Source organism: Gordonibacter pamelaeae (assembly GCF_003340385.1).
GTDB classification, from domain to species: domain Bacteria; phylum Actinomycetota; class Coriobacteriia; order Coriobacteriales; family Eggerthellaceae; genus Gordonibacter; species Gordonibacter pamelaeae.
Genome location: NZ_PPTS01000008.1, coordinates 102,607 through 125,262, shown reverse-complemented (window position 1 = coordinate 125,262; position 22,656 = coordinate 102,607). Strand labels below are relative to the sequence as shown.

Annotated in this window: 21 protein-coding genes and 1 tRNA gene; 6 read left to right on the top strand and 16 right to left on the bottom strand. The window is 64.9% G+C overall.

Features of this window, described 5'->3' with window-relative positions; all coding sequences use genetic code 11:
* Positions 1-164 precede the first annotated feature (164 nt).
* The 5 genes from C1877_RS12870 to C1877_RS12850 all read right to left on the bottom strand — a co-directional run bounded on the left by C1877_RS12870 (position 165) and on the right by C1877_RS12850 (position 4,145).
* Positions 165-350: a helix-turn-helix domain-containing protein gene (locus tag C1877_RS12870; protein WP_231847646.1), complete on the bottom strand. Its 186-nt coding sequence runs from the start codon at positions 348-350 to the stop codon at positions 165-167.
* 121 nt (positions 351-471) lie between these two features.
* Positions 472-741 carry an ACT domain-containing protein gene (locus C1877_RS12865; RefSeq protein WP_087192184.1) on the bottom strand — a complete coding sequence of 90 codons (270 nt, stop codon included), beginning with the start codon at positions 739-741 and terminating at the stop codon, positions 472-474.
* A gap of 127 nt (positions 742-868) precedes the next feature.
* A complete protein-coding gene (gene folE, locus C1877_RS12860) occupies positions 869-1,438 on the bottom strand; it encodes a GTP cyclohydrolase I FolE (RefSeq protein ID WP_015540119.1) in 570 nt (189 codons plus the stop codon).
* Positions 1,439-1,699: 261 nt separating this feature from the next.
* Entirely contained in the window at positions 1,700-2,368 is a 669-nt protein-coding gene (locus tag C1877_RS12855) for a cytochrome c3 family protein (protein WP_041239616.1), read from the bottom strand.
* Between the two features lie 124 nt (positions 2,369-2,492).
* A complete protein-coding gene (locus C1877_RS12850) occupies positions 2,493-4,145 on the bottom strand; it encodes an FAD-dependent oxidoreductase (RefSeq protein WP_015540121.1) in 1,653 nt (550 codons plus the stop codon).
* Between the two features lie 391 nt (positions 4,146-4,536).
* Here C1877_RS12850 and C1877_RS12845 point away from each other — a divergent pair, with 391 nt between their 5' ends.
* Entirely contained in the window at positions 4,537-6,111 is a 1,575-nt protein-coding gene (locus C1877_RS12845) for a helix-turn-helix transcriptional regulator (RefSeq protein WP_015540122.1), read from the top strand.
* A 9-nt stretch (positions 6,112-6,120) separates the two neighbouring features.
* On the opposite strand, the gene C1877_RS12840 is transcribed toward C1877_RS12845, so the two are convergent.
* The 7 genes from C1877_RS12840 to C1877_RS12810 all read right to left on the bottom strand — a co-directional run bounded on the left by C1877_RS12840 (position 6,121) and on the right by C1877_RS12810 (position 15,045).
* Complete coding sequence (locus C1877_RS12840; RefSeq protein ID WP_114569348.1) at positions 6,121-6,804, bottom strand: peptidylprolyl isomerase; 684 nt, start codon at positions 6,802-6,804, stop codon at positions 6,121-6,123.
* 144 nt (positions 6,805-6,948) lie between these two features.
* The gene (locus tag C1877_RS12835; protein WP_015540123.1) at positions 6,949-8,325 is read right to left on the bottom strand and encodes an ATP-binding protein; all 1,377 of its coding nucleotides are present in this window, start codon (positions 8,323-8,325) and stop codon (positions 6,949-6,951) included.
* A gap of 126 nt (positions 8,326-8,451) precedes the next feature.
* Entirely contained in the window at positions 8,452-9,309 is an 858-nt protein-coding gene (locus C1877_RS12830; RefSeq protein WP_015540124.1) for an exodeoxyribonuclease III, read from the bottom strand.
* A 172-nt stretch (positions 9,310-9,481) separates the two neighbouring features.
* Entirely contained in the window at positions 9,482-9,952 is a 471-nt protein-coding gene (gene rlmH, locus C1877_RS12825; protein ID WP_015540125.1) for a 23S rRNA (pseudouridine(1915)-N(3))-methyltransferase RlmH, read from the bottom strand.
* Between the two features lie 256 nt (positions 9,953-10,208).
* Entirely contained in the window at positions 10,209-11,039 is an 831-nt protein-coding gene (locus tag C1877_RS12820) for an arylamine N-acetyltransferase family protein (protein ID WP_015540126.1), read from the bottom strand.
* A gap of 155 nt (positions 11,040-11,194) precedes the next feature.
* Positions 11,195-12,766, bottom strand: coding sequence for an LCP family protein (locus C1877_RS12815; RefSeq protein ID WP_015540127.1), 1,572 nt, complete (start codon positions 12,764-12,766; stop codon positions 11,195-11,197).
* A gap of 107 nt (positions 12,767-12,873) precedes the next feature.
* Entirely contained in the window at positions 12,874-15,045 is a 2,172-nt protein-coding gene (locus C1877_RS12810) for a MurT ligase domain-containing protein (RefSeq protein ID WP_015540128.1), read from the bottom strand.
* 693 nt (positions 15,046-15,738) lie between these two features.
* Between C1877_RS12810 and C1877_RS12805 the strand changes: the two genes are divergently transcribed.
* Positions 15,739-16,908 carry a polysaccharide deacetylase family protein gene (locus tag C1877_RS12805; RefSeq protein WP_156791042.1) on the top strand — a complete coding sequence of 390 codons (1,170 nt, stop codon included), beginning with the start codon at positions 15,739-15,741 and terminating at the stop codon, positions 16,906-16,908.
* A gap of 201 nt (positions 16,909-17,109) precedes the next feature.
* Complete coding sequence (locus tag C1877_RS12800; protein WP_015540129.1) at positions 17,110-18,384, top strand: ArsB/NhaD family transporter; 1,275 nt, start codon at positions 17,110-17,112, stop codon at positions 18,382-18,384.
* Positions 18,385-18,412: 28 nt separating this feature from the next.
* Here C1877_RS12800 and C1877_RS12795 read toward each other — a convergent pair whose 3' ends face one another.
* Together C1877_RS12795 and C1877_RS12790 are read right to left on the bottom strand one after the other, a co-directional pair.
* Entirely contained in the window at positions 18,413-19,102 is a 690-nt protein-coding gene (locus C1877_RS12795; protein WP_015540130.1) for a metallophosphoesterase, read from the bottom strand.
* The gene (locus tag C1877_RS12790) at positions 19,099-20,118 is read right to left on the bottom strand and encodes an NADPH:quinone reductase (RefSeq protein WP_244909860.1); all 1,020 of its coding nucleotides are present in this window, start codon (positions 20,116-20,118) and stop codon (positions 19,099-19,101) included. The genes C1877_RS12795 and C1877_RS12790 overlap by 4 nt, the downstream gene beginning before the upstream one ends.
* A 299-nt stretch (positions 20,119-20,417) precedes the next feature.
* On the opposite strand from C1877_RS12790, the gene C1877_RS12785 reads away from it, so the two are divergent.
* Positions 20,418-20,493, top strand: a tRNA-Thr gene (locus C1877_RS12785).
* A gap of 240 nt (positions 20,494-20,733) precedes the next feature.
* Here the strand turns inward: C1877_RS12785 and C1877_RS12780 are convergent.
* Positions 20,734-20,964 carry a helix-turn-helix domain-containing protein gene (locus tag C1877_RS12780; RefSeq protein ID WP_114569346.1) on the bottom strand — a complete coding sequence of 77 codons (231 nt, stop codon included), beginning with the start codon at positions 20,962-20,964 and terminating at the stop codon, positions 20,734-20,736.
* A 72-nt stretch (positions 20,965-21,036) separates the two neighbouring features.
* Between C1877_RS12780 and C1877_RS12775 the strand changes: the two genes are divergently transcribed.
* Positions 21,037-21,285: a helix-turn-helix domain-containing protein gene (locus C1877_RS12775; RefSeq protein WP_244909859.1), complete on the top strand. Its 249-nt coding sequence runs from the start codon at positions 21,037-21,039 to the stop codon at positions 21,283-21,285.
* A gap of 154 nt (positions 21,286-21,439) precedes the next feature.
* Entirely contained in the window at positions 21,440-21,691 is a 252-nt protein-coding gene (locus tag C1877_RS12770; protein WP_114569345.1) for a helix-turn-helix domain-containing protein, read from the top strand.
* A gap of 38 nt (positions 21,692-21,729) precedes the next feature.
* On the opposite strand, the gene C1877_RS12765 is transcribed toward C1877_RS12770, so the two are convergent.
* On the bottom strand, positions 21,730-22,491 hold the full coding sequence (locus C1877_RS12765; protein WP_114569344.1) for a class I SAM-dependent methyltransferase: 762 nt from the start codon (positions 22,489-22,491) through the stop codon (positions 21,730-21,732).
* Positions 22,492-22,656: the final 165 nt, after the last annotated feature.

Genomic DNA, 22,656 nt, shown 5'->3' with positions numbered 1-22,656 from the left:
TTCCAGTATACGGAAGACCGCCGAAAGCATCGGCTACGGAAAAGCAACGAACAGAATCTGCCCAACAAGACATGCGCCTTGAGCACTTGGATGTGTTTCGTCGGGAAACCATGTGTCCGAAAGGCATGCTTTGCCATGCAGAGATGCCCACGAGGAGCGTATTACTAAATGCCTTTGAATAACTGCTCCACGGAAATGCCGAATCCGGCAGCAATGCGCTCGACAGTCTTGATCCCCACGTTTATCTGGCCGTTCTCGATAGCGGCCAGATAACTGCGATCCAAACCGGAAGCCTCGGCAAAGGCACGTTGAGGTAGGTCGCGCTCTTCGCGCAACTCCTTGATTCTCAAACCGAGCGCCTTTCTAATGTCCATGTTAAGAACGGTACGAAAAGCTGCTGAACTGGAGTGTAGCAAATCACCAACGAATTGCCGCTAGAGTCCCTCCATCTCATGCAAAAGTACGTTTCCCCTAGATCTTGTACATGTACTGGAAAACGTCCTCGCGCTGGATGATGATCTGCATGCCCAGGTCGTCGCTGATCTTGGCGAGGCGTTCCTGCACGGTGTTGAAGTCGGCCTTCTCCGTGTCGAGGGTGGTGAGCATCGTCATGGAGAAGATGTCGTCCAGGATGGTCTGGCTGATGTCGTCGATGTTCGCGCCGCAGTCGGCCAGCGCGGTGGCAATGGCGGCCACGATGCCGCTGCGATCCTTGCCCAGAACGGAGATGACGCATTTCATAGGTTGGTTCCTTTCCTCGTGGCGCGAATCGGCCTCGCACCTCGTAACGAACGTATGTTTCACGTGAAACATTTCGGCGGTTCGGCTGCCTTGCCGCTCGGCCACGCCGCCAAGTGCGGTGGAGCCCCTAGTCCCGTCGCGCGAAGATGAGCGACAGGGCCTCCGCACGGGTGGCCTGGCTGCGCTCGAAAGCACCGCGGACGGCACTTGTGGTGGTCTTCGCGCCGGCCTTCTTCACGCCGCGCATGCTCATACACAGATGCTCGGCCTCCAACACCACGATGACGCCCTGGGGGTGCAGCTGCTCGATGAGCGTGTCGGCGATCTGCGAGGTCAGGCGTTCCTGCACCTGCGGGCGCTTCGCGAACACGTCCACGAGGCGCGCGAGCTTCGACAACCCGCAGATGCGCCCGTCGGCCGCCGGGATGTAGGCCACGTGCGCCTTGCCGAAAAACGGCACCAGATGGTGCTCGCACATAGAGTAGAACGGGATGTCGCGCACCAGCACCATTTCCTCGTGGTGCTCGTCGAACGTGGTGGCGAAGTGCTCCGCCGGGTCCTGCTCCAGGCCCGCGAACACCTCCTCGTACATACGTGCCACGCGTGCCGGCGTCTCGCGCAAGCCCTCGCGCTCGGGATCCTCCCCCACCCCTTCCAAGATGAGCCGCACCCCTGCTTCGATTTTCGCAGCGTCCATAACCGTCTTTCTTCGTCGTTGGTCGAATGCATGATAGCACGGATGCGCGCCGGCGCCCGCCCGGGCGCCGCGGGGGCCACGGAAAAGGAAGAAGACCCGGCGGGGAGGGAGGGTTGCCGGGTCTTCTAAGGAGGCTCGCCGCCGCAAGGCAGCCAGCCGGAGGCGTCCGCAGGGTCGCAACCGCCTCGAGGCCGCCGAGGGCGCGGCCGCTTCGCCGGAGCCGCAGGATAGCGCGGCCCGGGGGAAGGCGAGGTTCAAGCGCTAGGCCACTTCGCGTTCGCGCAGCTCATGGCAGGTCCCGCATTGGAACACGCCCTTGTGATGGCACTGGGCGCACCACATCATGGCATCCTTCTGCAGGTTCTTGCTATGGATCTTATGGCAGTCGGTGCAGGTGGGCGGGTTCGCGTCGTGCTGCTCGTTGCTCACGTACTCGTGCGGGTTCTGGACCTTGCCCTTCTCGTCCTTGAACTCCGTGTTGTCGGCGGTCTTCACCGCCATGTCGGCCATCGTGCCGTGGCACGCCGGGTCCTGGCAGGTGAGCGCGTCCACCGTCACCACGGTGGCCTTCGAGGCGGGCTTGTCGGCGTAGGTCACGCCCTCGTGCGCCTCCTTGAGCGGCGTCTCCAGGGTATGGCACTGGTTGCAGGCCAGGTCGCCATGCTCGGACGCCTGCGGGCACTGCACGTCGGCCAAGGTCTCGGTCTCGGTCGTATGGCAGGTCTTGCAGTCGATGTCCATGGTCCAATCCACCTGCTGGGTGGCCATGGGGTCTTCCTTCGGGACCTTTGCGGAGCCTTCGCCTTCGCCCGCCTGCTTCGGCGCGCAGCCCACGGCCGTGCCCAGCACCACGGCCAGGGCCACCACCGCCACGGCAACGGCCAGGGCCATGAAGCCCTTGCGGGCGGTATTCGTCGTTTCGTTCGTCATAGCCAGCTTTCCTATCATGGTTGCGGCCCGGCCGGCCGCAAACGGCCGACCGGGCCCGGTCGCAAATGCGCCCGCGCGCCGCAGGGAGGGAGGGCGCGGCGCGCGGCGTCGTCAGGTTGCGGGACTACTTCTTGTCCCAGGGCTCCAAGCCGGCGCAGTGACGGCCGGCGATACGGCCCCACACCATGTTCTCGGAGTTGTTGCCGCCGGTGATGCCGTAGCTGTGGGCCTGGAAGTTGCCGAAGCTGCCCGCGGCGTACAGGCGCGGGATGACGTTGCCGGCCGGGTCCAGCACCTCGGCGTTCACGTTCTTCTTCGGGCCGCCCAGCGTGGAGCAGGAGCCGGGGTAGATGGAGATGGCGTAGTACGGGCCGCTCTCGGAGAGCTTGTTCTCCTCGGCCGTGAGCTCGCGGTCGAAGCGAGCGTCCTTGCCGGCATCGCAGAAGGCCTGGTACTCGGCGAACGTCTCCTTGAGCGTGTCGATGTCCATCCAGTGGTCGAAGTCCTTGATCTTCTGGCCAAGCTCCTCGAGCGTGTCGCCCTTGAGCACCCAGCCGCGCTCGATCTCAACCTGGTTGTCGTCGGACCAGCCGTCCCACGCGCGCAGCTCGTCGGGAAGGTCGGTGGTGTAGTTGCCGCACTCGAACCAGCCGCCCTGCTGCGTGCCCATGGGGCCGCCGTCGATGCCCTTCTGGTCGAAGATCTGCCACGACGGTATGCGATCGTAGTCGTCGATCTTGTCGCTGAACGACATGAGGGTGTGCCAGCCGTTATGCGCCGTGCCGCCCGTCTTGGCCTCGTTCTGGTAGCGCTTGCCCAGGCGGTTCACCGTGAAGAACGCGTCGGACTGCGGGCTGGCGAAGATGGCGAAGTCGTAGTCGGGGTCGCGCGTCCACATGGCCGTGGTGGAAATGACCATGTTCATATGCCAGAGCTTCGCGCCCACTTCCTCGACCATGCGGATGCCGTCGCCCGTGTTGTACTGCCAACCCTCGAACTTGAAGGGGTAGATGCTCAGGTAGGTGTTCTTGAGCTCCTCGTTGAACTCGAAGCCGCCCGTGCACAGCACGACGCCCTTGCGCGCCTTGATGGTCTTCTCGGCACCATCCTCGAGGAAGCGCACGCCCGCGATCTCCTTGGTGTCGGGATTCTGGATGAGGTGCTCCTCGGTGCAGGCGAACTTGAGCTCGATGGGCAGGCCCAGCTCGGCGCGCTTGGCCTCCAGCTCGTGGAACGTGGTCATGCCGAAGCCCTCGACGTTGGACACGCCGATGCAGCCCGCATACTTGCCGTCGTCCAGGAACCAGTACTCGGGGATGGTGCCGGCGAGCGCCTTCTCGGCCACCTCGTAGGTCATGCCGTACTTGTCGGCGTAGTCGGTGTGCTTCGTGGCCTCGCCGATGTAGGCGTCGATCATGTCCTCCTCGATGAGGCCATGGCCGAACGCCACGCAGTAGTCGCGGAACAGCTTCTCGTCCTTGATGACCGTCCACTCGCCGTTGTTGATGCGGCTGTTGCCGCCGCCCTCGACGGGCGCCTTCTCCAAGATGACGACCTCCGAGCCGCCCTCGTCGGCCGCGACGAGGGACGACCACATGCCCGCTCCGCCGTAGCCCACCACGACGACGTCCGTCTCGTAGTCCCACGACTTCGGCATCCAGTCGCCCGAGGCGGCCGAACCGCCCGACGAGCAGCCCGCGAGCGCGGCGGAGCCGGCCACGGCGGCACCGGCCACGGCGGCGCCCTTCAGGAAATTGCGACGTGAAATCTCGCTCATGGTTCCTCCTTGCAAAATCGAACGGGCTCCTGTGATCGATGCTCCCCGCATCGACCGTCCCCCTCCTCGGTGACGGCCCGTCCGTCAACAGGCGCATTCTAGGCGCGTTTTCCCACGAGCACACCAGATGATGGGTGTGATTATCATAATTATCTGTTACTTAGTTTCTGAACTGGGTAAACATACCCTTCTCACATTATCGATCCGATTGAAGCCGACGGGGTTCGCCCGTATGATGAAAACGGCCCCCGCAATGGGAGGTCGCGCTGCCCGCCGAGCGGGAACGGAGCGCGACGGTTCGTGCAGGCGGAACGGGGCCGGGGGTAAGGGGAGGCGCGCGCGACATACGGTTGCTGGCCGGCGTCGCATGCGACATGGCAAGGGGAAGCCCATGAAGAGCAAGACGTCCGCAGCCGATGCGACGCCGACGGAGCAGCGCGCCCCGAACGCGCCAACCGTCCGGTTCTCGCTCGACTATCTGATCGTTATCGCGGGGTTCGGCCTGTGCCGAGCCTGGATCGTTTTCAGCCTCTCGGCCTCGGTGTCGAGCTTCGAGGCCCGCACCGACTGGGTGTTCCTCGTGGCCGGCGCCGTGGCCGCAGCGCTCGCAGCGTTGGTCATGACCCGCTTCGTGGGAAGCATGCCGCGCATGCACGAGCGGCTCACCGACATCATGCTGGGGCTCGCGGCGTCGTCGGCGCTGTGCATCCCCGCTGCAACCTGGCTTGACTCGGCATCGCTGCTCATGCTCGGACTCATAACGGGAGGTGCCGCGGCAGGTCTTCTGCAGGTCATGTGGGGAGAGCGCTTCGCCGCGCAGGACCTGTACTTCTCGCTCGCCTGCGCGCCGGCTGCCGCCGTGGTCACGGGCCTCGTGCTGGCCATGGCCTCCGACGGCAACCTCATCGCCTTCATCGCGCTGCCGGCGGCGTCGATCGTCCTGCTGGCCCTGGAATGCCGCCGTTGCGGCATCGTGTGGAAGACGGGCCTGCCGGAAGGCCAGATGGAGGACGAGCCGCAGGAGGCAGACGAAGGAACGGCCCCGCAGGAGGGCGGGGGAGCCCCCTTCGCGCGCGGGCGCGCGCTGCACGGCTACCTTCGCCTCGACGCCTCCTCCACGAAGCTCATGGTGTCCATCATGGTGTTCTCGTTCCTCATCCGCATGCTGGATGCCTTCCCCATCGTCGGCGACGACCCCTTCGAACTTTTGGGAGGGATCGGGTCGTTCAGCCTGGTCGTGGTGGGAGCCGTGTTCCTCGTGATCGTGTTCTTCGTCAAGGACCGCATGAACATCACGCTGGTCTACCGGCTTTCGCTGCCGGTGATGATAGGCGGGCTGATAGCGCTGGCGCTCGTGTTCGGCGAGCGGGCGCCCTTGGCCGTGCTGCTCATCGCAACGGGTTACGAGCTGTTCGACATTCTGGCATGGGTGCTGTTCGGAGAGATCGCTCGGCGCATGGGGCCGGGCGCCGCGCCGTACGTGTTCGGCGTGGGCGTGGCCTATATGCTCCTGGGCATGGCCGCGGGCTACGTGGCGAGCGCCGTCATGATCCCCTTGGTGGACGCGGGCGTGCTGCAGCTGAGCGCCGTTGCGCTGGTGGCGGTTCTCTGCCTGGTGATCATCGCGTTCCTCGTACTGCCGGAGAGCGTGATATCCTCGATTCCCCTGATCAAAGGTGCCGGACGTCGCACGGAAAAGCCTGCCGACGATCAGGAAGAGCACCCCGAGCCGCAGCTCACGCTAGAGCAGAAATGCGCAGGCGTGGCCGAGGCGTGCGGCCTGACGCCACGCGAGCGCGAGGTGCTGCAGTTCCTGGCCCGAGGGCGGACGCTGTCCATCGTGGCGCGCGACCTGCACATCGCGAAGAACACCGCGCGCACCCACATAGAGAAGATCTACCAGAAGACCGACATCCACAAGCAGCAGGATCTCATCGACTTCGTGGAAGGCTGGGAGGAACGCTGACGCCCCCTTTTAGACTACTACCTTCCGCTCCAGCAGGTGCGCAAGCGCCTGCATGGCCTGGTAGACGGGGTTTGGAACTTCCTGCGGGCCGTCCTCGCCTTCGACGACGATGGTTTCGGGCAGGTCGTCGTCGCTCGGAAGCGGGGCGGCGCCCTCCACGCGCACGCTCTCGATGTCGTCGCCGATACGCAGGCGGTGCATTACGTCGAGTCCTTCCTCCACCTGGCCGAACACGGTGAAACGGTCGTCGTATTCCGGATGGTCCGCCAGCGAGAAGAAGAACTGGGAGCTGCCGGTGTTCGCATCCTTCTTGTGCGCGAGCGACAGCGACCCCTCCATGTGACGGTTGCGCGGGTTCGCCTCCCACTCGTCGGCGATGACGTAGCCGGCGTCGCCGATGCCCGGGTGCACGCCGCGCAGCTGCTCGCGCACGGCCATGCGCACCTGCTGCGGGCGCAGCGGGCGCGTGACGGGGCAGCCGCCCACCACCACGTCGCCCTCCACGCGGCCGTGGAAGTTCTGGTGGTCGTAGAAGCCCTTCTGCGCCAGCTCCACGAAGTTGCCCACCGTGACAGGAGCGTCCTTCCCGAACAACCGCACGCGTATCGTTCCCTTGCTCGTCTCGAACACGGCCACCTCGTTGCCGGTCGGCACGTAGCGCGGCGTGTACAGCGGCTTGACGATCATTCCCATAGCCCTCCCCTTCCCTCTGCTCTCACGTTCGAGGAAACTCTACTCCCCGCGCTCCGCTGCGGCATCGGATGGAGAATCGTATTTTGTCTTCAGCCCCAATTGTCATCGGATCGCCTGATCGCAAAGCCCTCGGGCTCTCACGCCTCAATCAAGCAGCCAGCTCCAAGCCGGCACAACATGGATGGTTCCCGTTGCAGTCTCGATCGTCTCGGTTTCGTCCAGGGTGACGATCCACGACTCGTTCACACCGTACAACGGCATGGCAGCCTCCAGGGCGCGCACTTCGCGACGGCGCGTTTTCGCATCCGCCAAGCTGCACGACACCTGCACGAGCTGCCACGCCTCTTGCAGCAGCGCATCGCCGACGACGAAATCGACCTCGTGCCGAGCCGAGCCTTTCTCGAACGACAAGCGGGCGATGCCTCCCTGCCGAACCAGGTTCGTCTGGCGTCGGAGCTTGTTGAACACCGCCGTTTCAAGCTTTTGCCCTTCGTCGCGCGTCGGAGAAGGCGAGAACGCCGAGAACATGGCCGGATCAACCGCGTACACTTTCGCGCTCGAGCGCGCGTTTTCGGAAACCGCCCTCGAGAACTCTTTCACCGGGAACAGCAGGTACGCCTCTTGGTAATAGCGAAGCAACCGGGCAAGCATCTCGCGCGACGTGGACAATCCCCTGCTTCGAAACTCTCCGTGCACCTTACTCAACGAAAGCTCGCGTCCGGAAGAAGCGAGGCATCGGGACAGAAAACTGCTGGCCACCAAGGGGTTCGAGATATTGTACCGCTCGATGACGTCGTAATTCACCGTGCGGTTCGCGTACTCCTGCAGCAGCAACGTCGCATCGGACGGTTCCAAACCCTGGACGGCGACGAAGCCGCCCCTGCCCAGGTACTTGCCGCAGTCGTGTCGCAAATGCGCGCGCATGTTGCTTGAGAAAGCGCGCTTGGCAGAAGCGGAGTCGTTCGAAGAAGGCGCCTCATGCCCCTGATAGCGAACGAATTCGGAAAAGCTGAGAGGAAAGAGCTCGCGCGGCAAAGCGCGGCCGCGGAACTCGGAGGCCACTTCCGTTGAAAGCATTTTCGAAGAGGAGCCAGTCGCATATATGGTCGCCTTGTAAGTGTCGACCATTCGACGCAGGAACAAACCCCAGTCCGGCACCTCCTGGATCTCATCGAAGAAGAAGAAAGCACCCTCTTGCCGCGCGCGGGGGTTGCGTGCATAAAAAACCTCGATGACCTCCTGCAGCAGCTCCTTCTCGTAAGGCTTCAGTCGCTCGTCCTCGAAATTGAAGTAGAGGATGGAATCCTGCGGATATCCTTCGGCGACGATCCGGTGCATCTCCTGATACAGACGGTACGTCTTCCCGCAGCGCCGCACGCCCACGATCACGTTCACCAAGTTGCCCCGTGCCGGCGGCTGGATGCGTCCCAAAGACAAGTCGCGGTCGAAGACTTCGGGGATACCCTCCTCGGCGAAGTCTTTGATCTTCTCGGCTATGACCGTGCCGATGGACGTATCCATGTCGACCCCTCCTGGTACGATTGATTATCTTGCCATATCATTTGGCAAGGTTACTATATATCTTGCCAAATAACATGGCAAGATTGTTGGTTAATCGTCAATCTGTCGGAGGGAAGCGAGTTCCGTTTACAGCTCCAGCTCCAAACCAACCGGGCAGTGGTCGCTGCCGTAGACCTCGTCGTAGATGCAGGCGCTCGCCACCTTCGGGGCCAGCGATTCGCTGACCAGGAAGTAGTCGATGCGCCATCCGGCGTTGTTCTGCCGCGCCTTGAAGCGGTAGCTCCACCACGAGTAAGCGCCCGTCACGTCCGGATGCAGGCGGCGGAACGTGTCGACGAAACCGGCTTCCAGCAGGTCGGTGAACTTGCCGCGCTCCTCGTCGGAGAAGCCGGCCTTGCCGCGGTTGGGGCCCGGGTTCTTGAGGTCGATCTCCTGGTGCGCCACGTTGAAGTCTCCGCACATCACCACGGGCTTCGGCGCAGCCGTCTCGCCGGGCTGCGTGAGCGGCAGCTCGCTGATGCACACGTGGCCCTCGCCGGGCGCCGGGCGCTGCACCGGCACGTCGGCGGGTAGCACGCCCTCCTCGAGCCCCTTGCAGAAGTCGCGGAACGCGTCGTCCCACTCCATGCGGTGCGCGATGCGCGCGAGCTCGTTCTGGGCATTCGGCGTGTACACGTCCACGAACCAGAACTGCGGGAACTCGAGCGCCACGATGCGCCCCTCGGCATCCAGGTAGTCGCTGCCCAGGCCGTGCAGCACCTGCAGCGGCTGCTCCTTGGTGAACACGGCGGTGCCGGAGTAGCCCTTCTTCTCGGCATAGCTCCAATACTCGCGGTACTGCGGCAGGTCGAGCGTGGCCTGGCCCTCCTGCAGCTTCGTCTCCTGCAAGGCTACGATGTCGGCGTCGAGCTCGCACACGATGTCCTCGAAGCCCTTTTTCTGCACGGCGCGCAGGCCGTTCACGTTCCACGAGATGAAGCGCATGGTGGTACCTTTCCTCGTTGGTCGACTTGACCGCTCTGCGGTTACATTTCCCCGTTCTGCAGCTCCGGCATGTCGCCCCCGCCCTACGGTTTCTCGGTTTCGCCATTATAGCGCTCCCGAGAGGGCGAGCTCCGCCTGATGCGAGCGCGCAGAAAGCGGCCCTGCCCGCCCCTTACTTGTGGTACGGTTCGCCGCGCGAGATCTTCTGCGCGCGGTAGAGCTGTTCGAGCAGCACGACGCGCGCGAGGTTGTGCGGCAGCGTGACGGGGCCGAAGGACAGCGTCTCGTCGGCGCGCTGGCGCACTGCGGCGCTCACGCCGTCGGAGCCGCCGATGACGAATGCGATGTCGCTCGCGCCGTTCAGCTTGAGCGCGTCGATGCGCTGCGAGAAGCCCTCGCTCGAACGCTGTTTTCCGTCGATAGCCAGCAGCACCACGTGCGACGACGGCGAAAGCGCCCCCACGATGGCCGCTCCCTCGCGGTCGCGCGCCGCGTCCACGCCGCCGGCACGGCCGGGATCGACATCGGCTATCTCGCGCACCTCGGTTTTCGCATACGGCTGCAGGCGCTTGAGGTACTCGGCGCACGCGTCCGTCCAGAACCGCTCCTTCAGCTTCCCCACTGCCACCACGGTGAACCTCATGCGCTCCCCTCCGAACGGCCTTTTCTTCAAGAGAGATGATAGCGTACTTCCGCGCCGAGCGGCCGGCACGCCCAACTTGCTCCGGGGAAGCCCGCCCAGGCATGAAAGTAGCCGGCGGTTTCCCGATCCCGTCAAAAAGGCCGGGGCCTCGCACGCGAAGCTCCCGGCCAAACGTTTACCGTGCTTGAAGGACCCGCCCAGCATGTCGACCGCCTGCGCAAAGGGGGCCGGGGGTCGGCCCCGGCGGCCGCAGGGGCTAAGCGGGCAGCACGATACCGAAGTGCTCTTCCAACAGCGCGCGGAACTCCTCCTCCGACTCGACGGTTCGCGTCTCCTTGCCTTCCGGCGTCACGCGCACGAACTGGTCCTTCGTGATGGAGACGTTGCCGTCCTCCGTCCGGCGGTTCACCATCCTCCATTGCGTGAACACGGAGTCGGGGTGCGTCGAGCAGTAGTACGAGAGCGGCACGCAGTCGGTCAGCGCCGCCGGGGCGTCCAGCAGGGCGAACACCGGCGTGGGGGCCACGTCCTCGCCGCGCTCCCGCGCAGCTGCGAGCCTGGCGGCGGTTCCGCGATAGATGACGTGCCACCAGCCTCCGTCGTGCAGCTCCACGCGGAACACCTGCCCACACGATTCGAGCTCCGCGCCGTCGACCAGGGGGGTGGCACACGCCGGCGTCGGGCCGCCGTACCCCACCTCGGCGATATAGCGCTCATCGCCCAACGTGACGATGATGCCGCGATGCAGTATAGGGTAGACGTAGCCGCGATCCTTCAGGCTGCGCCCAAGGCAGGCCATGGTCTTGACGCCCGCATCCTGCAGCAGCGCATCGAGCAGCGCGTTGAGCTCGAAGCAGTAGCCGCCGCGATTGCCGACGATGATCTTCTCGAACAGGTCGGGGATGCCGAGCTTGATGGGACGGTGGAAATCGCACACGTCAAGGTTCTCGAAGGGGATGCGGCTCTGGTGCGCGAAGATGATGCGGTCCAGGTCGTCCTTGGAAAGCGGCGCCTCGGGGCGGGACAGGCCCAGCTTATCCCAGTACCGGTTCGCGTCCGGAAGCTTCTCGTACAGTTCCTCGTACATGGCGTCACCCCTCACGTCAGCGCCGCCGGGCCACTCGCGCCCGCAGCGGCGATCCCCATCGCGTGACGCTATTCTAAGGCAGGGGTGTTGGGGACGCTTCCTTCCCCAGGGTCGAATGATCCCGGAGATTCGTCCCCGAAGGCTGATTTTAGGGTTTACCAGTCCGCGCCGAGCACCACGAGGAAGTCGCCGTCGAACACGTACTCGCCGGTGTTCTGCTGGGCCTTGCCCACGCCGATGGCGTTCGCAATCGCGCGCGCCTCGGTGGCCTGGTCGCCCCGCTCGTAGATGACGATGGTCTGCGTGTAGTCGAAGCTGTCGGCGTTGCCCGTCTCCACGGTGTAGCCACAGGCCTCCAGCTTCTCGGCGGCCTCGGCTCCTGCGCCTGCAAGCCCGTTGCCGTTCTTCACCACCACGGTGCTGGACTTCTTCTCGTTCGAAGTGGTGGGCGCGGCGTCCTTCTTCTCTCCCTCGACCGCACCGGAGCCAGTGGTGGCGAGCACGGTTCCCGACGTCTCGTCGATCTCGTCCTCCTCGGTGGGAGGCAGACCCTGGTCGACACGGGACATCATGGTCTTCCACGCCTTGGCATCAAGGTGCTCGTACCAACCCCCGTTGATATAGGCGGAGGTCGTGGGCTCCATGGCCGTGTAGATGTCCTTCTCGGGATCAAGCCCGCGCATGCTCTGGGCAATGGACAGGATGTCGGTGATCTCGAGGTCGGTGGTCACGTACTGAGAAAGCGCCTGCACGGAGCCCACCATGGTAGCGGCATCGGAGGTGAGGATCTTCTTCGCGATGGCCGACAGCACGAGGCGCTGGTTGGCCGCACGGTAGCGGTCGCCGTCGCCGAACTCGTCGTAGGCATGCCGCGCACGGCACAGGATGAGCGCCTGGTCGCCGTTGAGCGTCTGCAGGCCCTCGTCCACATGACCGCCGGCATCCTCGTCATCGATGGTCATGGGCACGTCCACCTCCACGCCGCCCAGCGCGTCCACGATGTCCTTGAAGCCGTCGAAGTTGATCTCGGCGTAGTGGGTGATGGGCACGCCCGCCAGCTTCGACACCGTCTCCACCGTGTACGACGCGCCTCCGATGGAGTGCGCCGCGTTGAGCTTCTGCTGGCCGTACTCGCCCATGTCCACGAGCGTGTCGCGGTGCAGCGACACGAGCGCCACCTTCTTGCCCTGCGGGTCGATGCGCGTGACCATCATGCTGTCCGAGCGGAACTGGTCGCCCGCGTACTCTGCGGACGCCTCGCGGTCGGACGAGCCGTCGGTTCCCATGAGCAGCATATAGAAGGGACCGCCCTCGTAGGGGTGGGCCGCCTCGGCGGCTGCGAGCGTGCGGGCCAGATCGTCGTCGATGCCCTGGTGAAGGTTGTTCGACACCGTCTGGTAGTACGCGAACGCCGCGCCGGCCCCGCCCAGGCACAACACCAGCACCACGGCCACCGCGACGAGCGCGATGCGCTTGCGCTTGGCTCGCTTGCGGCGTTGGGTGTACTCGGCTTGGGAGACGCGGCGGGTGTAGGGGTTGTCATCGTGCGTCGAGCGCGGGGAGGGGGTGCGCGAAGAATCAGAAGAGCGTCCGTACGCCGACGGATCGAACGAATCGCGGCGCGTGTACGCACCGTTGCGGGAGGCCCTGTCGGGGCGGCCGTCGAATTCCGTGGAGTTGGACGACCGGCGAACGGGGCGGCGCTGATTGCTTCTTCTGCTGTTCATGAAGAACTATTTTGAAGGGCGGAACGCACGAGGGCAAGGGCTGGCCGGCGTCTCTAGGAAAAAGCCATAGGGACTTGACGGGAGGCGCGGCACGGCGACGCCCTGCGCTAGCCCGCGTTCAGGCGGTTGCGCACGTACTCGTTCGCCGCGTTCTCCACGGCGTCGTCCAGCGGAGCGAGCTCCGGGGCGGGCACGCCGGCCCGCCGTGCGCGGCGTTCGAGCGCGCGGATGAGCAGGGCGTCGGCCACCTGCGGGTTCTTCGGCAGCAGCGGGCCGTGCAGGTAGGTCCCCACCACGTTCTTGTAGCGCACGCCGTCGCGCTTGTCGCTGTCGTTGTTGCCGTGGCCCGTCGATGACGCCACGTCGCCGAACGCCTCCACGCCGGTGCCGAGGTGCGTGCGGCCCGCGTGGTTCTCGTAACCCACCACAGCCTGATCGGCCAGCGGCGAGCGCAGCGCGATGTTGCCGATAAGCCGGTTGCCCGAGCCGCCGGGTGCGCGCTCGGTGGTCATGTCGACCAGCCCCAGGCCCTTGACCACTTCCTCGCCCAGCAGCCACTCGTGCCCGAGTATCTGGAAGCCGCCGCAGATGGCCAGCAGCACGCCGTCGTCCTCCACGTAGGCGTGCAGGTCGTCGCGCATGCGCATGAGGTCCTCCGAGGCAAGCCGCTGCTCGCGGTCAGGGCCCCCGCCCAAGAACACCAGGTCGACGCCCGCCAGGTCCACGTGCTCGCCGTGGTTCACGCGGCGCACCTCCACGGGGATGCCGCGCTCGCGCGCCCGACGCTCGAGCACCTTGACGTTCCCGCCGTCGCCGTACAGGTTGAGCAGGTCGGGGAAGAGGTGCGCGATCACGAGCGGGGCGGCGTCGTCCTCAGCCGCCTGGACGCCTCCCGACCCGGAAAGACCCTCGGACGGCTTAGGGGAGAGCGGCGCCCCGGCCGCCTGTCCCCCGTCCGCAAGCCTTCCCAGCTCGGCATGCACGGGCGGAAGCGCGGTGTAGTTCGCTATCACGTAGGCGCGCGCGTCGGCCGGCAAACCGTCCAGCTGCGCGAACATGCCGGCTGCGTCGTCAACCAGCGCGGCATCCAGACCGGCGTACTTCAGGCGCACCTGCACGTCGTTCTTGCGGATGCCGCCCGCGAACACGCGGAGGCCGGACTGGCCGGCCAGCTCCTCGAAGTCGATGTCCCACAGCCACGACACGTCGCGACCGTCGCCCTCCTTGTCGTTCACGAAGAAGGCCACCGCCTTCGGCCTCTCGTCCTGCAGGATGATCTTGATGTTCTGGTTGAACCCGGTGGGGTTCTTGGCCAGGTTCAACAGCGTGCGGCGGCCCGCCACCGCGAACTCCTGCAAGCGGCCGTTGCGCGGGTCGAACGCGTCGATGGCACGCTGCAGCGCCTCGGCCGGCACGCTCACGAGATCGGCCGCGGCCCAGGTTGCCAGCAGGTTGTACACCATGTACGCGCCGCTGAACGGCGCCTCGATCTCGGCATCGCCCCGAGGCCCGTGCGCGGCGAACGACAGCCCGTCGGCGCCCAGGTGCACGTCCCGGGCGGCACAGTCCAGCGAGGGGCGCGCGAACCCGCAAGCGGGGCAGCAGTACGAACCCAGCTGCCCGTACTGGCGGTACGCGTATTCCAGCATGGCGGAGCAACGCTGGCACATCTGCGCGTCGGCTACCGTGTTCTGCGGCAGGTGCAGGTCCTCGTCCACGCCGAAGGCGACCGTGGGGTTGCCCACGCGCTCGGCGATGGCGGCGCACAGCGGGTCGTCGGCATTGAACACGAGCGTGGTCTTCGGCGACGTTGCGAGCGCACCCGCAATGCTCTCCTGGATGCGGTCGATCTCGCCCACCCGGTCCAGCTGGTCGCGGAACAGGTTCAGCAGCACCACGTAGTTCGCCTGCAAGTGCGGCAGGATCTTCGCCAGCCACAGCTCGTCGCATTCGAACACGCCCCAGTCGGCCTCGCGGGCGTGCAGCAGCGCCGTGGCCACGCCGGAGTCCAGGTTCGCGCCCGTGCGGTTGCACACCACGCGTTGCCCGGCGGTTTCAAGCGCGTCCGCCAGAAGGTTCGTCACCGTGGTCTTGCCGTTCGTGCCCACCACGCACACGGACCCCTTCTGCAGGCGCGGGGCAAGGTCGGCGATGACGCGCGGGTCGGCGTAGAGCGCGATCTTCCCCGGGAAGTTGGCGGCGGGGCGATGGAACACGTGCTTCAAACCCCACGTGGACACGGCGCTGACGGCGCGCGCGGCGGCGAACTGCAAGCCCATGGGCAATCCTTTCGGTTCGAGACGCGCCCAGTATAACCCTTATCGCCGGCGGGTCCGCAGGCACCGCGGCCCGCCGTCTCGTTCCCTCCATACAAATATCAGTAGAAAGGCCCGCCGACCCTCCGCGACAAGGGTTCGAACATGCTAAGGTGTTAAATTGGAGCATATGAGCGGTTCGCCGGCGGCGAGACGTTCTTCGCGCGCTCGCCGGGCGCGCGTTTCCGGTAGAATGAAGCGGACGACGACAACGACGAAGCACGGCGTTCGATCGCCATGGGGGCAGAGATGTACGACGAATTCGGAGAACACCCCTCGCACAACGCGGACAGCGGGCGCATGCCGCGACCGGAGGGCCGCGAGCACGCGGATGCAACGCACCGCCGCATCCCCGAAGACTCCCCAGCGCGTCAGGCGCGCGCCGGCGTTGCACGCACGCATGTTTCCGCGCGGGACGACGATGCCGCGCCAAGCCAGCGCGCTGCAGGACGCCCCGTCTCCCGCACCTCGTCCCGAGTGGGAGGGCGCCCCTCCCACTCGGGACGCATTCCCCAGCAAAGCCGCAACAGCCAGCGCTACAGCCCGTCGGCTAGCGCAGGGGCGCGGCCGCGCCGGACAGGCGGCGCCTCCCGCGGCAATGGGCGCGGAGCGCAGGTCGACCCCGCCGCGGCCCCCTACCAAGATCACGACCGCTATATGCGCATCGCGCAGAAACCCGAACGCCCCGGCCGGCGGCTTGCGGGCGTGCTCGCCGGCGTTGGCTTGGTGGCCGTTGTCATCATCGGCGTGGTGCTGTTCGTGCAGAGCCTGCCCGCCAACGTCACGCTGAACGGGGCGAGCGTCGAAGTGCACGGCGGCAAGACGCTCGGCGACGCCCTGTCCGCCAGCGGCATCAAGCCCCAACCGGGCGACCTGCTGGCCGTGGACGGCAGCGTGCTGGAGGCAGGCAAGGGGGAGCCGTTCGACGCCACGGTGAACGGCGAGAAGGTCACCGAGCTTGACGCCAAGCTGGCCTCGGGAGACGTCGTGGAGATAGGCAACGGCGGCCCGATCGAGGAACCGTCCGACTCCGTGGAAACGACCATTCCCTGGACGGTTGCGCAAGAGGGCAACGGCGCCATACACCTGGTAGAGGGCGAGGGCAAGGACGGCGTTAAGGCCACGAAGACCGGCAAGGTGTCCGGCATCACGGCCGAGCAGGTCGTACAGGAGCCCAGCAACATCGTGCGCCGCAACGTATCGCCCGACGTGGGCGACGACAAGGTGATCGCGCTCACGTTCGACGACGGCCCTTGGGGCGAACAGACCGGCCAGGTGCTCGACGTGCTGGCCGAGCATGGCGCGAAGGCCACGTTCTTCACCGTGGGCAACCGCATCGAGCAGGACAACGGCGACGCCTTCATCAAGCGTGCGGTGTCGGAGGGCCATCAGGTGTGCACGCATTCCTACGACCACGCCGCCGGCAGCGGCCAGGGCGTGAATCTGGGCTTCATGACGCCCGAGGAGCAGAAAGCCGAGGTGGAGAAGGGGCGCGCCGCCATCGAGGCCGTCACCGGGACCGAGGCGAGCCGCATCTTCCGCACCCCCGGGGGCAATTTCGGCGACGACGTGGTGAAGAACATCGGCCCGCTCATCAAGGCGGAGATCGGCTGGAACATCGACTCGAGCGACTGGCGCAGGCCGGGCGCGGGCGCCATTGCGAACCAGATCGAGGATGCCTGGCCGGGAGCCATCGTCCTCATGCACGACGGCGGCGGCGATCGCTCGCAGACCATCGAGGCGCTCAAGCTGGCGCTTCCCCGCCTGAAAGACCAGGGCTACCGCTTCATCACCATCGACGAGCTCCTCCAATACCCCTTGTCGTAGCAGCGGAGCCGGAGCTCGCCTGCCGCACCTCCAACCGGGCATCGCGGACAGCACGTCGCGGACGCCGTCACGCGCAAGGCGATTTCACCCTGTCGCTTGCTTCCCGATATTGGTATAGTGAGGTGATCTGGCCGCTTGACTGCTTCGAGCAGGCGGGGGCGGGGTGAACATCGTACAGCCCGGTTCGCAGGGGGAGCTCGCATGGACGTAAGCCAAATCGTATCGATCGCGGTGTTCGTCGTGGTCATGTTCGCCATCATGACGGAGAAGCTGCATCGCTCGCTTGCCGCCATCGTGGGCGCCATGCTGGTGCTGGCTCTGCACGTGCTGCCGTTCGACGCGGCCATGGAGCACATAGACTTCAACACGCTCGGCGTGCTCCTGGGCATGATGCTGTTCGTTTCGGTGGTGAAGCTCTCGGGCATGTTCGAGTTCCTGGCCATCAAGGCCGCGCGGCTCGCCAAGGGCGAGCCATGGAAGGTCATGCTGCTGTTCGTGCTGCTCACCGCCGTGCTGTCGGCGTTTTTGGACAACGTTACCACCGTGCTGCTCATCGGCCCCATGACGCTCACCGTGTGCAAGCTGCTCGACGTGAATCCCATACCGTTCTTCATGACCGAGATCCTCGCGTCGAACATCGGCGGCACCGCCACGCTTATCGGCGACCCACCCAACATCATGATCGGCTCTGCGGCCGGGTTCACGTTCTTCGACTTCATCCTGTACGATGCACCCGCCGTCGTGGTCATCCTGGCCGCGGTGCTGGTGGTGTTCTACTTCCTGTACGGCCGGAAGATGCAGGTGAACGAGGAGCATCGCGCGCGCATCATGGAGCTGGACGAGCACGCCATGATCAAGAACAAGCGTCTGCTGAAGCAGAGCTACGTCATGATAGGCCTGGTGGTTGTGGGCTTCATGGCGCACGGCGCGCTGGGGCTGGAGTCGAGCGTCATCGCGCTCGGCGCAGCCGGCATTATCATGCTCATCTCGGGCGAGAGCATCGAGGAGGCGCTCGCGAACGTGGAGTGGACCACGCTCGCATTCTTCGCCGGCCTGTTCGTCATCGTGGGCGCCATGGCCGAGACGGGCGTCATCGAGATGCTGGCGCACGCGCTCATCGACGCGACGGGCGGCAACGTGTTCGTGACGATGCTCGTGCTGCTCATCGGCTCGGCCGTCATCTCCAGCTTCCTGGACAACATCCCGTTCGTGGCCACCATGATTCCCATTCTCTTGGCCATGGAGTCCTCCGGCATGGACGTGACGCCGCTGTGGTGGGCCGTGTCGCTGGGCGCCTGCCTGGGCGGCAACGGCACGCTCATCGGCGCGAGCGCCAACGTGGTGCTCTCCGACATCAGCAAGAAGAACGGCCACGAGATCACGTTCGTGCAGTTCCTGAAGACCGGCTTCCCCATCATGCTGCTGACCGTGGCTATTGCAGGACTGTACCTGGTGGTGAGGTTCCCGCCGGCGTAAGGGCCGCGCACCGGAGGCGCGGGCGGCGTCAGAGCGGCACGATGTCCTTGTGGAGGAAGCGGAGGCGGCCCTCCTGCTTCTCGATGTGGAAGTGGCCGCAGTACCAGCGGCGGTAGCGAAGGCGCTGCTCGATGCGTTGGAGCCAGTCCTCCATGGAGGTGTCCACCGTGGACTGGTCGATGGATGGCAGCAGGGCCTCCTGCGGGACGAACGCGGCGGGGCAGGTGTGGGAGAGCACGGTGTCGATGCGCCAATGGCGGCGATCGAGGGCCTGTTCCACGTGCTCTTTCTCGGCTTCGGTGAGCTGCTCGTCGGGGAACCAGAGATGGCCGTTCGCCAGCCGGTGCCGCTTGTCCACGCTGTAGGCGCCGCCGATGGCGATGGCGGAGCGGCCCTCGAGGTCGAACACGCTGCCGTCACGCGCGAGCAGGAGGGTGGGGTAGGCAGGGTCCACGTACGCCTCGCCGCCGCGCCACGGTTGCAAGCGGTAGTCAGCGAGCGTCGCCGGATTGCGATCGCGGTTGCCGCGGATGCAGAGGAAGGTGACACCCGCCCGGGCGGCGCGGGTTTTCACGGCGTCGTCGCGCTCGTCGCCGAAGTAGTCGAAACCGGTGTCCCCCAGGCAGACGATCACATCGTCGGGGCCCAGGCTGTGCTCGCGCGCGAAAGCGCGGACGTGCCGGTAGCTGCCATGGGTGTCGCCCGTGACGTAGATCATGCGCAACTGCCAGGCATGACGAGCACGATCTTGCCGTCCTTGCCGCGCTCGGCGACGGCGCGATGGGCGTCGGCAGCCTCCTCCAAGGGGAACGAACGCGCGACGATCACCTGCATCCCGCCCTCCAACGCGGCGGACAGCGCGTGCATCGCCAGATCAAGCTCGTCGGGACGCAGGTTGTTCACGCCCATGCCGCGCACGTCGAGGTCGGCCTTCATGAGCGCGCGGGGATCGAAGTCGAACGAGCCGCGGCTGCCCACGACCACGATACGCCCGCGCGTCGCTGCCACTTTCGCATCCTTCATGAGGTTGGCTTGCGCCGCCATGTCGATCACGACATCGACGCCGCGGCCCTGGGTAGCCGCGAGAATCTCATCCAAGTAACCCTCGGCGTGGTGGTCGAAGGCACGCCGGGCGCCGAGGCGCTCCACGAGCTGCCGGCCTCGGACGTCGCCGGCCGTGCCATGCACGACGGCCCCGATGCGATGCGCAAGCTGCACCGCGAGGGTTCCCACCCCGCCGCTCGCACCGTGGACGAGCACCGTTTTGCCGGGACGCACCCGCGCACGCACGAACAGCGCGTCGGCCGCAGCCAGCCCGGGAGTGCCGAGGCCCGCGCCCTGCTCGAACGGAACAGCGTCGGGGAGCGGGGCCACGGCGGAGGCGTCGCAGACGACGAACTCGGCATAGGTGCCGGTGCAGCGGCGGGCGCGTGCCGCCGCCACGAACACGCGCTCCCCCACGTGCGGAGCGCCCGAGGGGAGGTTCGCCCCGCACGCGTCGACGATGCCAGCGCCGTCGTTGCCTGGAACGTAGGGCAGTTCGGGCAGCTGGGCGTACTGGCCCGCGCGCAGATAGGTTTCCACCGGGTTGACGCCGGCAGCGCACAGGCGCACGCGCACCTCGCCCTCATGCGGCTCGGGCACGGGTATGCGCTGCTCCACCAACGCATCCGGCCCGCCGAACGCGCTCACCACGATCGCCTGCATGTCTGGCCCTGTGCTCGGTTTCGCCATCGGACCGCTCCTTCCGCCTTCGTTAAGACCTCTTTGCCGTTCGCAGCCCGATCGTAGCGCGGCATGCGCGCCCTTCTCCGCGTCGAGCGGTCGGCTTGCGAAGGTCGTTACCGGCCTGGCAGCGAGCCGGAACGCCTCGGCCGCGCCCTCTTGAGCCACGCCCCTGGCAGCAGCGCCCAAATGCGCACGAAGGCATGCGATGTTCCAAGATAAATTTAAGGATTGCTCGCAACGGCCTATTGCAGGTCGGAGCACCTTTCGGTATACTGCGTATTCGCGCTTCGCAAAGAAGCCGTGACGCCAACGTGGCTCAGCTGGTAGAGCAACGCACTCGTAATGCGTAGGTCAGCGGTTCGAATCCGCTCGTTGGCTCCAGAAAAAGTGCAGGTCATCGGGGTAAAACCCGGTGACCTGTTTCTGTATCTGGGAGTGGAATTTTGCCGAACTTGACAATCCCGTGAATATCGCAGCATGGCGCTAGATGCCCTGCACCACTTAGCGGTTCGAATCCGCTCGTTGGCTCCAAAAAAGTGCAGACGGTCTTCGTCTGGCCTGTTTCTGTTTGACCATCAACGTATTGCGTTCGGCGCTTTCTTTATTTCAAACTTGGCTATTTCATGCATGTTCAAACATCAAGCTGTCAGACGTTTGCCAGACGAACAGCTCTCCAGGTTCACAGCCTATCGCCTCGCATAGCATCTCGATGGTCGAGATCCTATACCCTTTGTACCTTCCACTTTCAATGCCTTCAAGCTGTTCCAAAGACAAGAGGGTTCTTTCTGATACGTCTTTCATGTCTAGCCCTCTCGACTGAAGAGCTGGGCTGATTTTGAAGGCTAGATTCATGTTGCTCCTTGCATTGCGAGTCAATAGCGCTTTCAAGTCGAAACACTCAATTATCAGTGATCACAGATAAACATGGCTATTTTACCGCATATCTTGAGATTCATGGAAGCTCAAGAACGCAAAGTGAAGCTAGGAGCACGCGTGCGAGAACTGCGAGAGGCCCAAGGACTCTCGCAGAAAAAATTCGCGCTCATGATCGGCACGGGACAGTCGTACTTGAGCGACATTGAAGCAGGGCGGATCAATGTGGGTTATGACCTTCTTTGCCGAATAGCAGAAGGGCTCGACGTAAAAGTTGGCGACCTTACCGACAAAGCGTAACAGCATTTGGGCAGTCCTGCATTGGCGTCGGCGTTGATATCTACAAACGTTCACCCGATCTTACCGGCTGAAGCGTGTCTGTTTTAGATCAATCGGTGCGAATATCAGTGATCGCATATAAAGGATATCGAGTTGCTTCATATCGTGGACGGATATGGATGCTCAATCTCGAAAAGAACTTCTCGGGTCGCGAATAAGAAAATACCGCGAAGCCGAGAATATCACCCAAGAACGCTTTGCCGACATGGTCGGCACGGCTCAATCGTACTTGAGCGATATCGAGGCGGGACGCGTCAACGTGGGATTCGACTTGCTGTGTCGCATTGCCGAAGGTCTCGATGTGTCGCTCGGCGCTCTGGGCGATAGAGACCCGGACAAATGGCAGGAGCGCGCTAAGTCTAAGTAGACGATCCGGCGAGCATGGCCCGCCGGTTCATTATCCCGTTACCTCTTTCTGCCGAGATAGAACACGTAGCCGTAGTGTTGCTTGTACTCCTGGTAGAGCTCGACCTCATGGCGGTTGTCGGCGACGAAGGCCTCCACGGTCTCGTTGCCGGGGTAATTCCGCAGCAGGCCTTCGAGCGCCGCTTCGCGCGGGGTGAAGTACTCGTCCGTCCAGCACGTCTCCGGCAGGGCAAACGCGGCGACGAACTGGTAGCCGCATCGCTGGAGCGCCTCGATGTTGCTGGCCACCGAATCCAACCTGCTCCCGGCGTCGGTCCAAAACCGCTCGATGACGGCGGGGCGCTCGTCCGTGAGCCAGGAGGGACAGGTGACAGCAACATAGCCTCCCTGTTTGAGGAAGCCGCGCCAATACGCCAGACCCTTCTCGAAACCTATGTTGTCGATAGCACCTTCCGACCAGATCAGGTCAAGCGACTCCCTCTGGAATGGCAGGTCGTCCATCGAGCCGACGACGCCCCGCACCCGGTCGGCGACACCTTGCTCGCAAGCCTGCCCGTTCAGGACGTCGACGAAGGCTGGAAACAAGTCCAGGCCGACAACCGACCCCTTCAGGTGCTGCGCGAGCAGCAGCGTCTGGGCCCCGGTGCCGCAGCCCAAGTCAGCCGCGTTCGCAATAAGGTCGAGATCGCCGAGGAAGGCGAGAGCCCTGCCTGTCTCCTCGGCGCAGCCGGGGCCCTGCCTCTCCAGCCCGGTGTGCGCTTCCACCAGCAGGTCGATCGGGGACGGCTGCTTGCTCTCCATGTTGAACGCCTTTCTTCACGTCGGGAACAAACCGATTGCCGGCCGGCTTTCAGCCGCCGGCAGCATGCTCTTCGAAAGCGGCGACCTCCGAACCTGCCGCCGCAACCTACCTTACCACAGGCGTTCCTGGCGGAGCCTCCCAGAGCGAGGGCTTTCCCTTCCGTA

Coding starts and splice junctions, on each gene's coding strand:
- C1877_RS12865 (WP_087192184.1), bottom strand. CDS start 741: ATGAAATGCGTCATCTCCGTTCTGGGCAAGGATCGCAGCGGCATCGTG.
- folE (WP_015540119.1), bottom strand. CDS start 1,438: ATGGACGCTGCGAAAATCGAAGCAGGGGTGCGGCTCATCTTGGAAGGG.
- C1877_RS12855 (WP_041239616.1), bottom strand. CDS start 2,368: ATGACGAACGAAACGACGAATACCGCCCGCAAGGGCTTCATGGCCCTG.
- C1877_RS12850 (WP_015540121.1), bottom strand. CDS start 4,145: ATGAGCGAGATTTCACGTCGCAATTTCCTGAAGGGCGCCGCCGTGGCC.
- C1877_RS12845 (WP_015540122.1), top strand. CDS start 4,537: ATGAAGAGCAAGACGTCCGCAGCCGATGCGACGCCGACGGAGCAGCGC.
- C1877_RS12840 (WP_114569348.1), bottom strand. CDS start 6,804: ATGGGAATGATCGTCAAGCCGCTGTACACGCCGCGCTACGTGCCGACC.
- C1877_RS12835 (WP_015540123.1), bottom strand. CDS start 8,325: ATGGATACGTCCATCGGCACGGTCATAGCCGAGAAGATCAAAGACTTC.
- C1877_RS12830 (WP_015540124.1), bottom strand. CDS start 9,309: ATGCGCTTCATCTCGTGGAACGTGAACGGCCTGCGCGCCGTGCAGAAA.
- rlmH (WP_015540125.1), bottom strand. CDS start 9,952: ATGAGGTTCACCGTGGTGGCAGTGGGGAAGCTGAAGGAGCGGTTCTGG.
- C1877_RS12820 (WP_015540126.1), bottom strand. CDS start 11,039: ATGTACGAGGAACTGTACGAGAAGCTTCCGGACGCGAACCGGTACTGG.
- C1877_RS12815 (WP_015540127.1), bottom strand. CDS start 12,766: ATGAACAGCAGAAGAAGCAATCAGCGCCGCCCCGTTCGCCGGTCGTCC.
- C1877_RS12810 (WP_015540128.1), bottom strand. CDS start 15,045: ATGGGCTTGCAGTTCGCCGCCGCGCGCGCCGTCAGCGCCGTGTCCACG.
- C1877_RS12805 (WP_156791042.1), top strand. CDS start 15,739: ATGCGCATCGCGCAGAAACCCGAACGCCCCGGCCGGCGGCTTGCGGGC.
- C1877_RS12800 (WP_015540129.1), top strand. CDS start 17,110: ATGGACGTAAGCCAAATCGTATCGATCGCGGTGTTCGTCGTGGTCATG.
- C1877_RS12795 (WP_015540130.1), bottom strand. CDS start 19,102: ATGATCTACGTCACGGGCGACACCCATGGCAGCTACCGGCACGTCCGC.
- C1877_RS12790 (WP_244909860.1), bottom strand. CDS start 20,118: ATGGCGAAACCGAGCACAGGGCCAGACATGCAGGCGATCGTGGTGAGC.
- C1877_RS12780 (WP_114569346.1), bottom strand. CDS start 20,964: ATGAATCTAGCCTTCAAAATCAGCCCAGCTCTTCAGTCGAGAGGGCTA.
- C1877_RS12775 (WP_244909859.1), top strand. CDS start 21,037: ATGGCTATTTTACCGCATATCTTGAGATTCATGGAAGCTCAAGAACGC.
- C1877_RS12770 (WP_114569345.1), top strand. CDS start 21,440: ATGGATGCTCAATCTCGAAAAGAACTTCTCGGGTCGCGAATAAGAAAA.
- C1877_RS12765 (WP_114569344.1), bottom strand. CDS start 22,491: ATGGAGAGCAAGCAGCCGTCCCCGATCGACCTGCTGGTGGAAGCGCAC.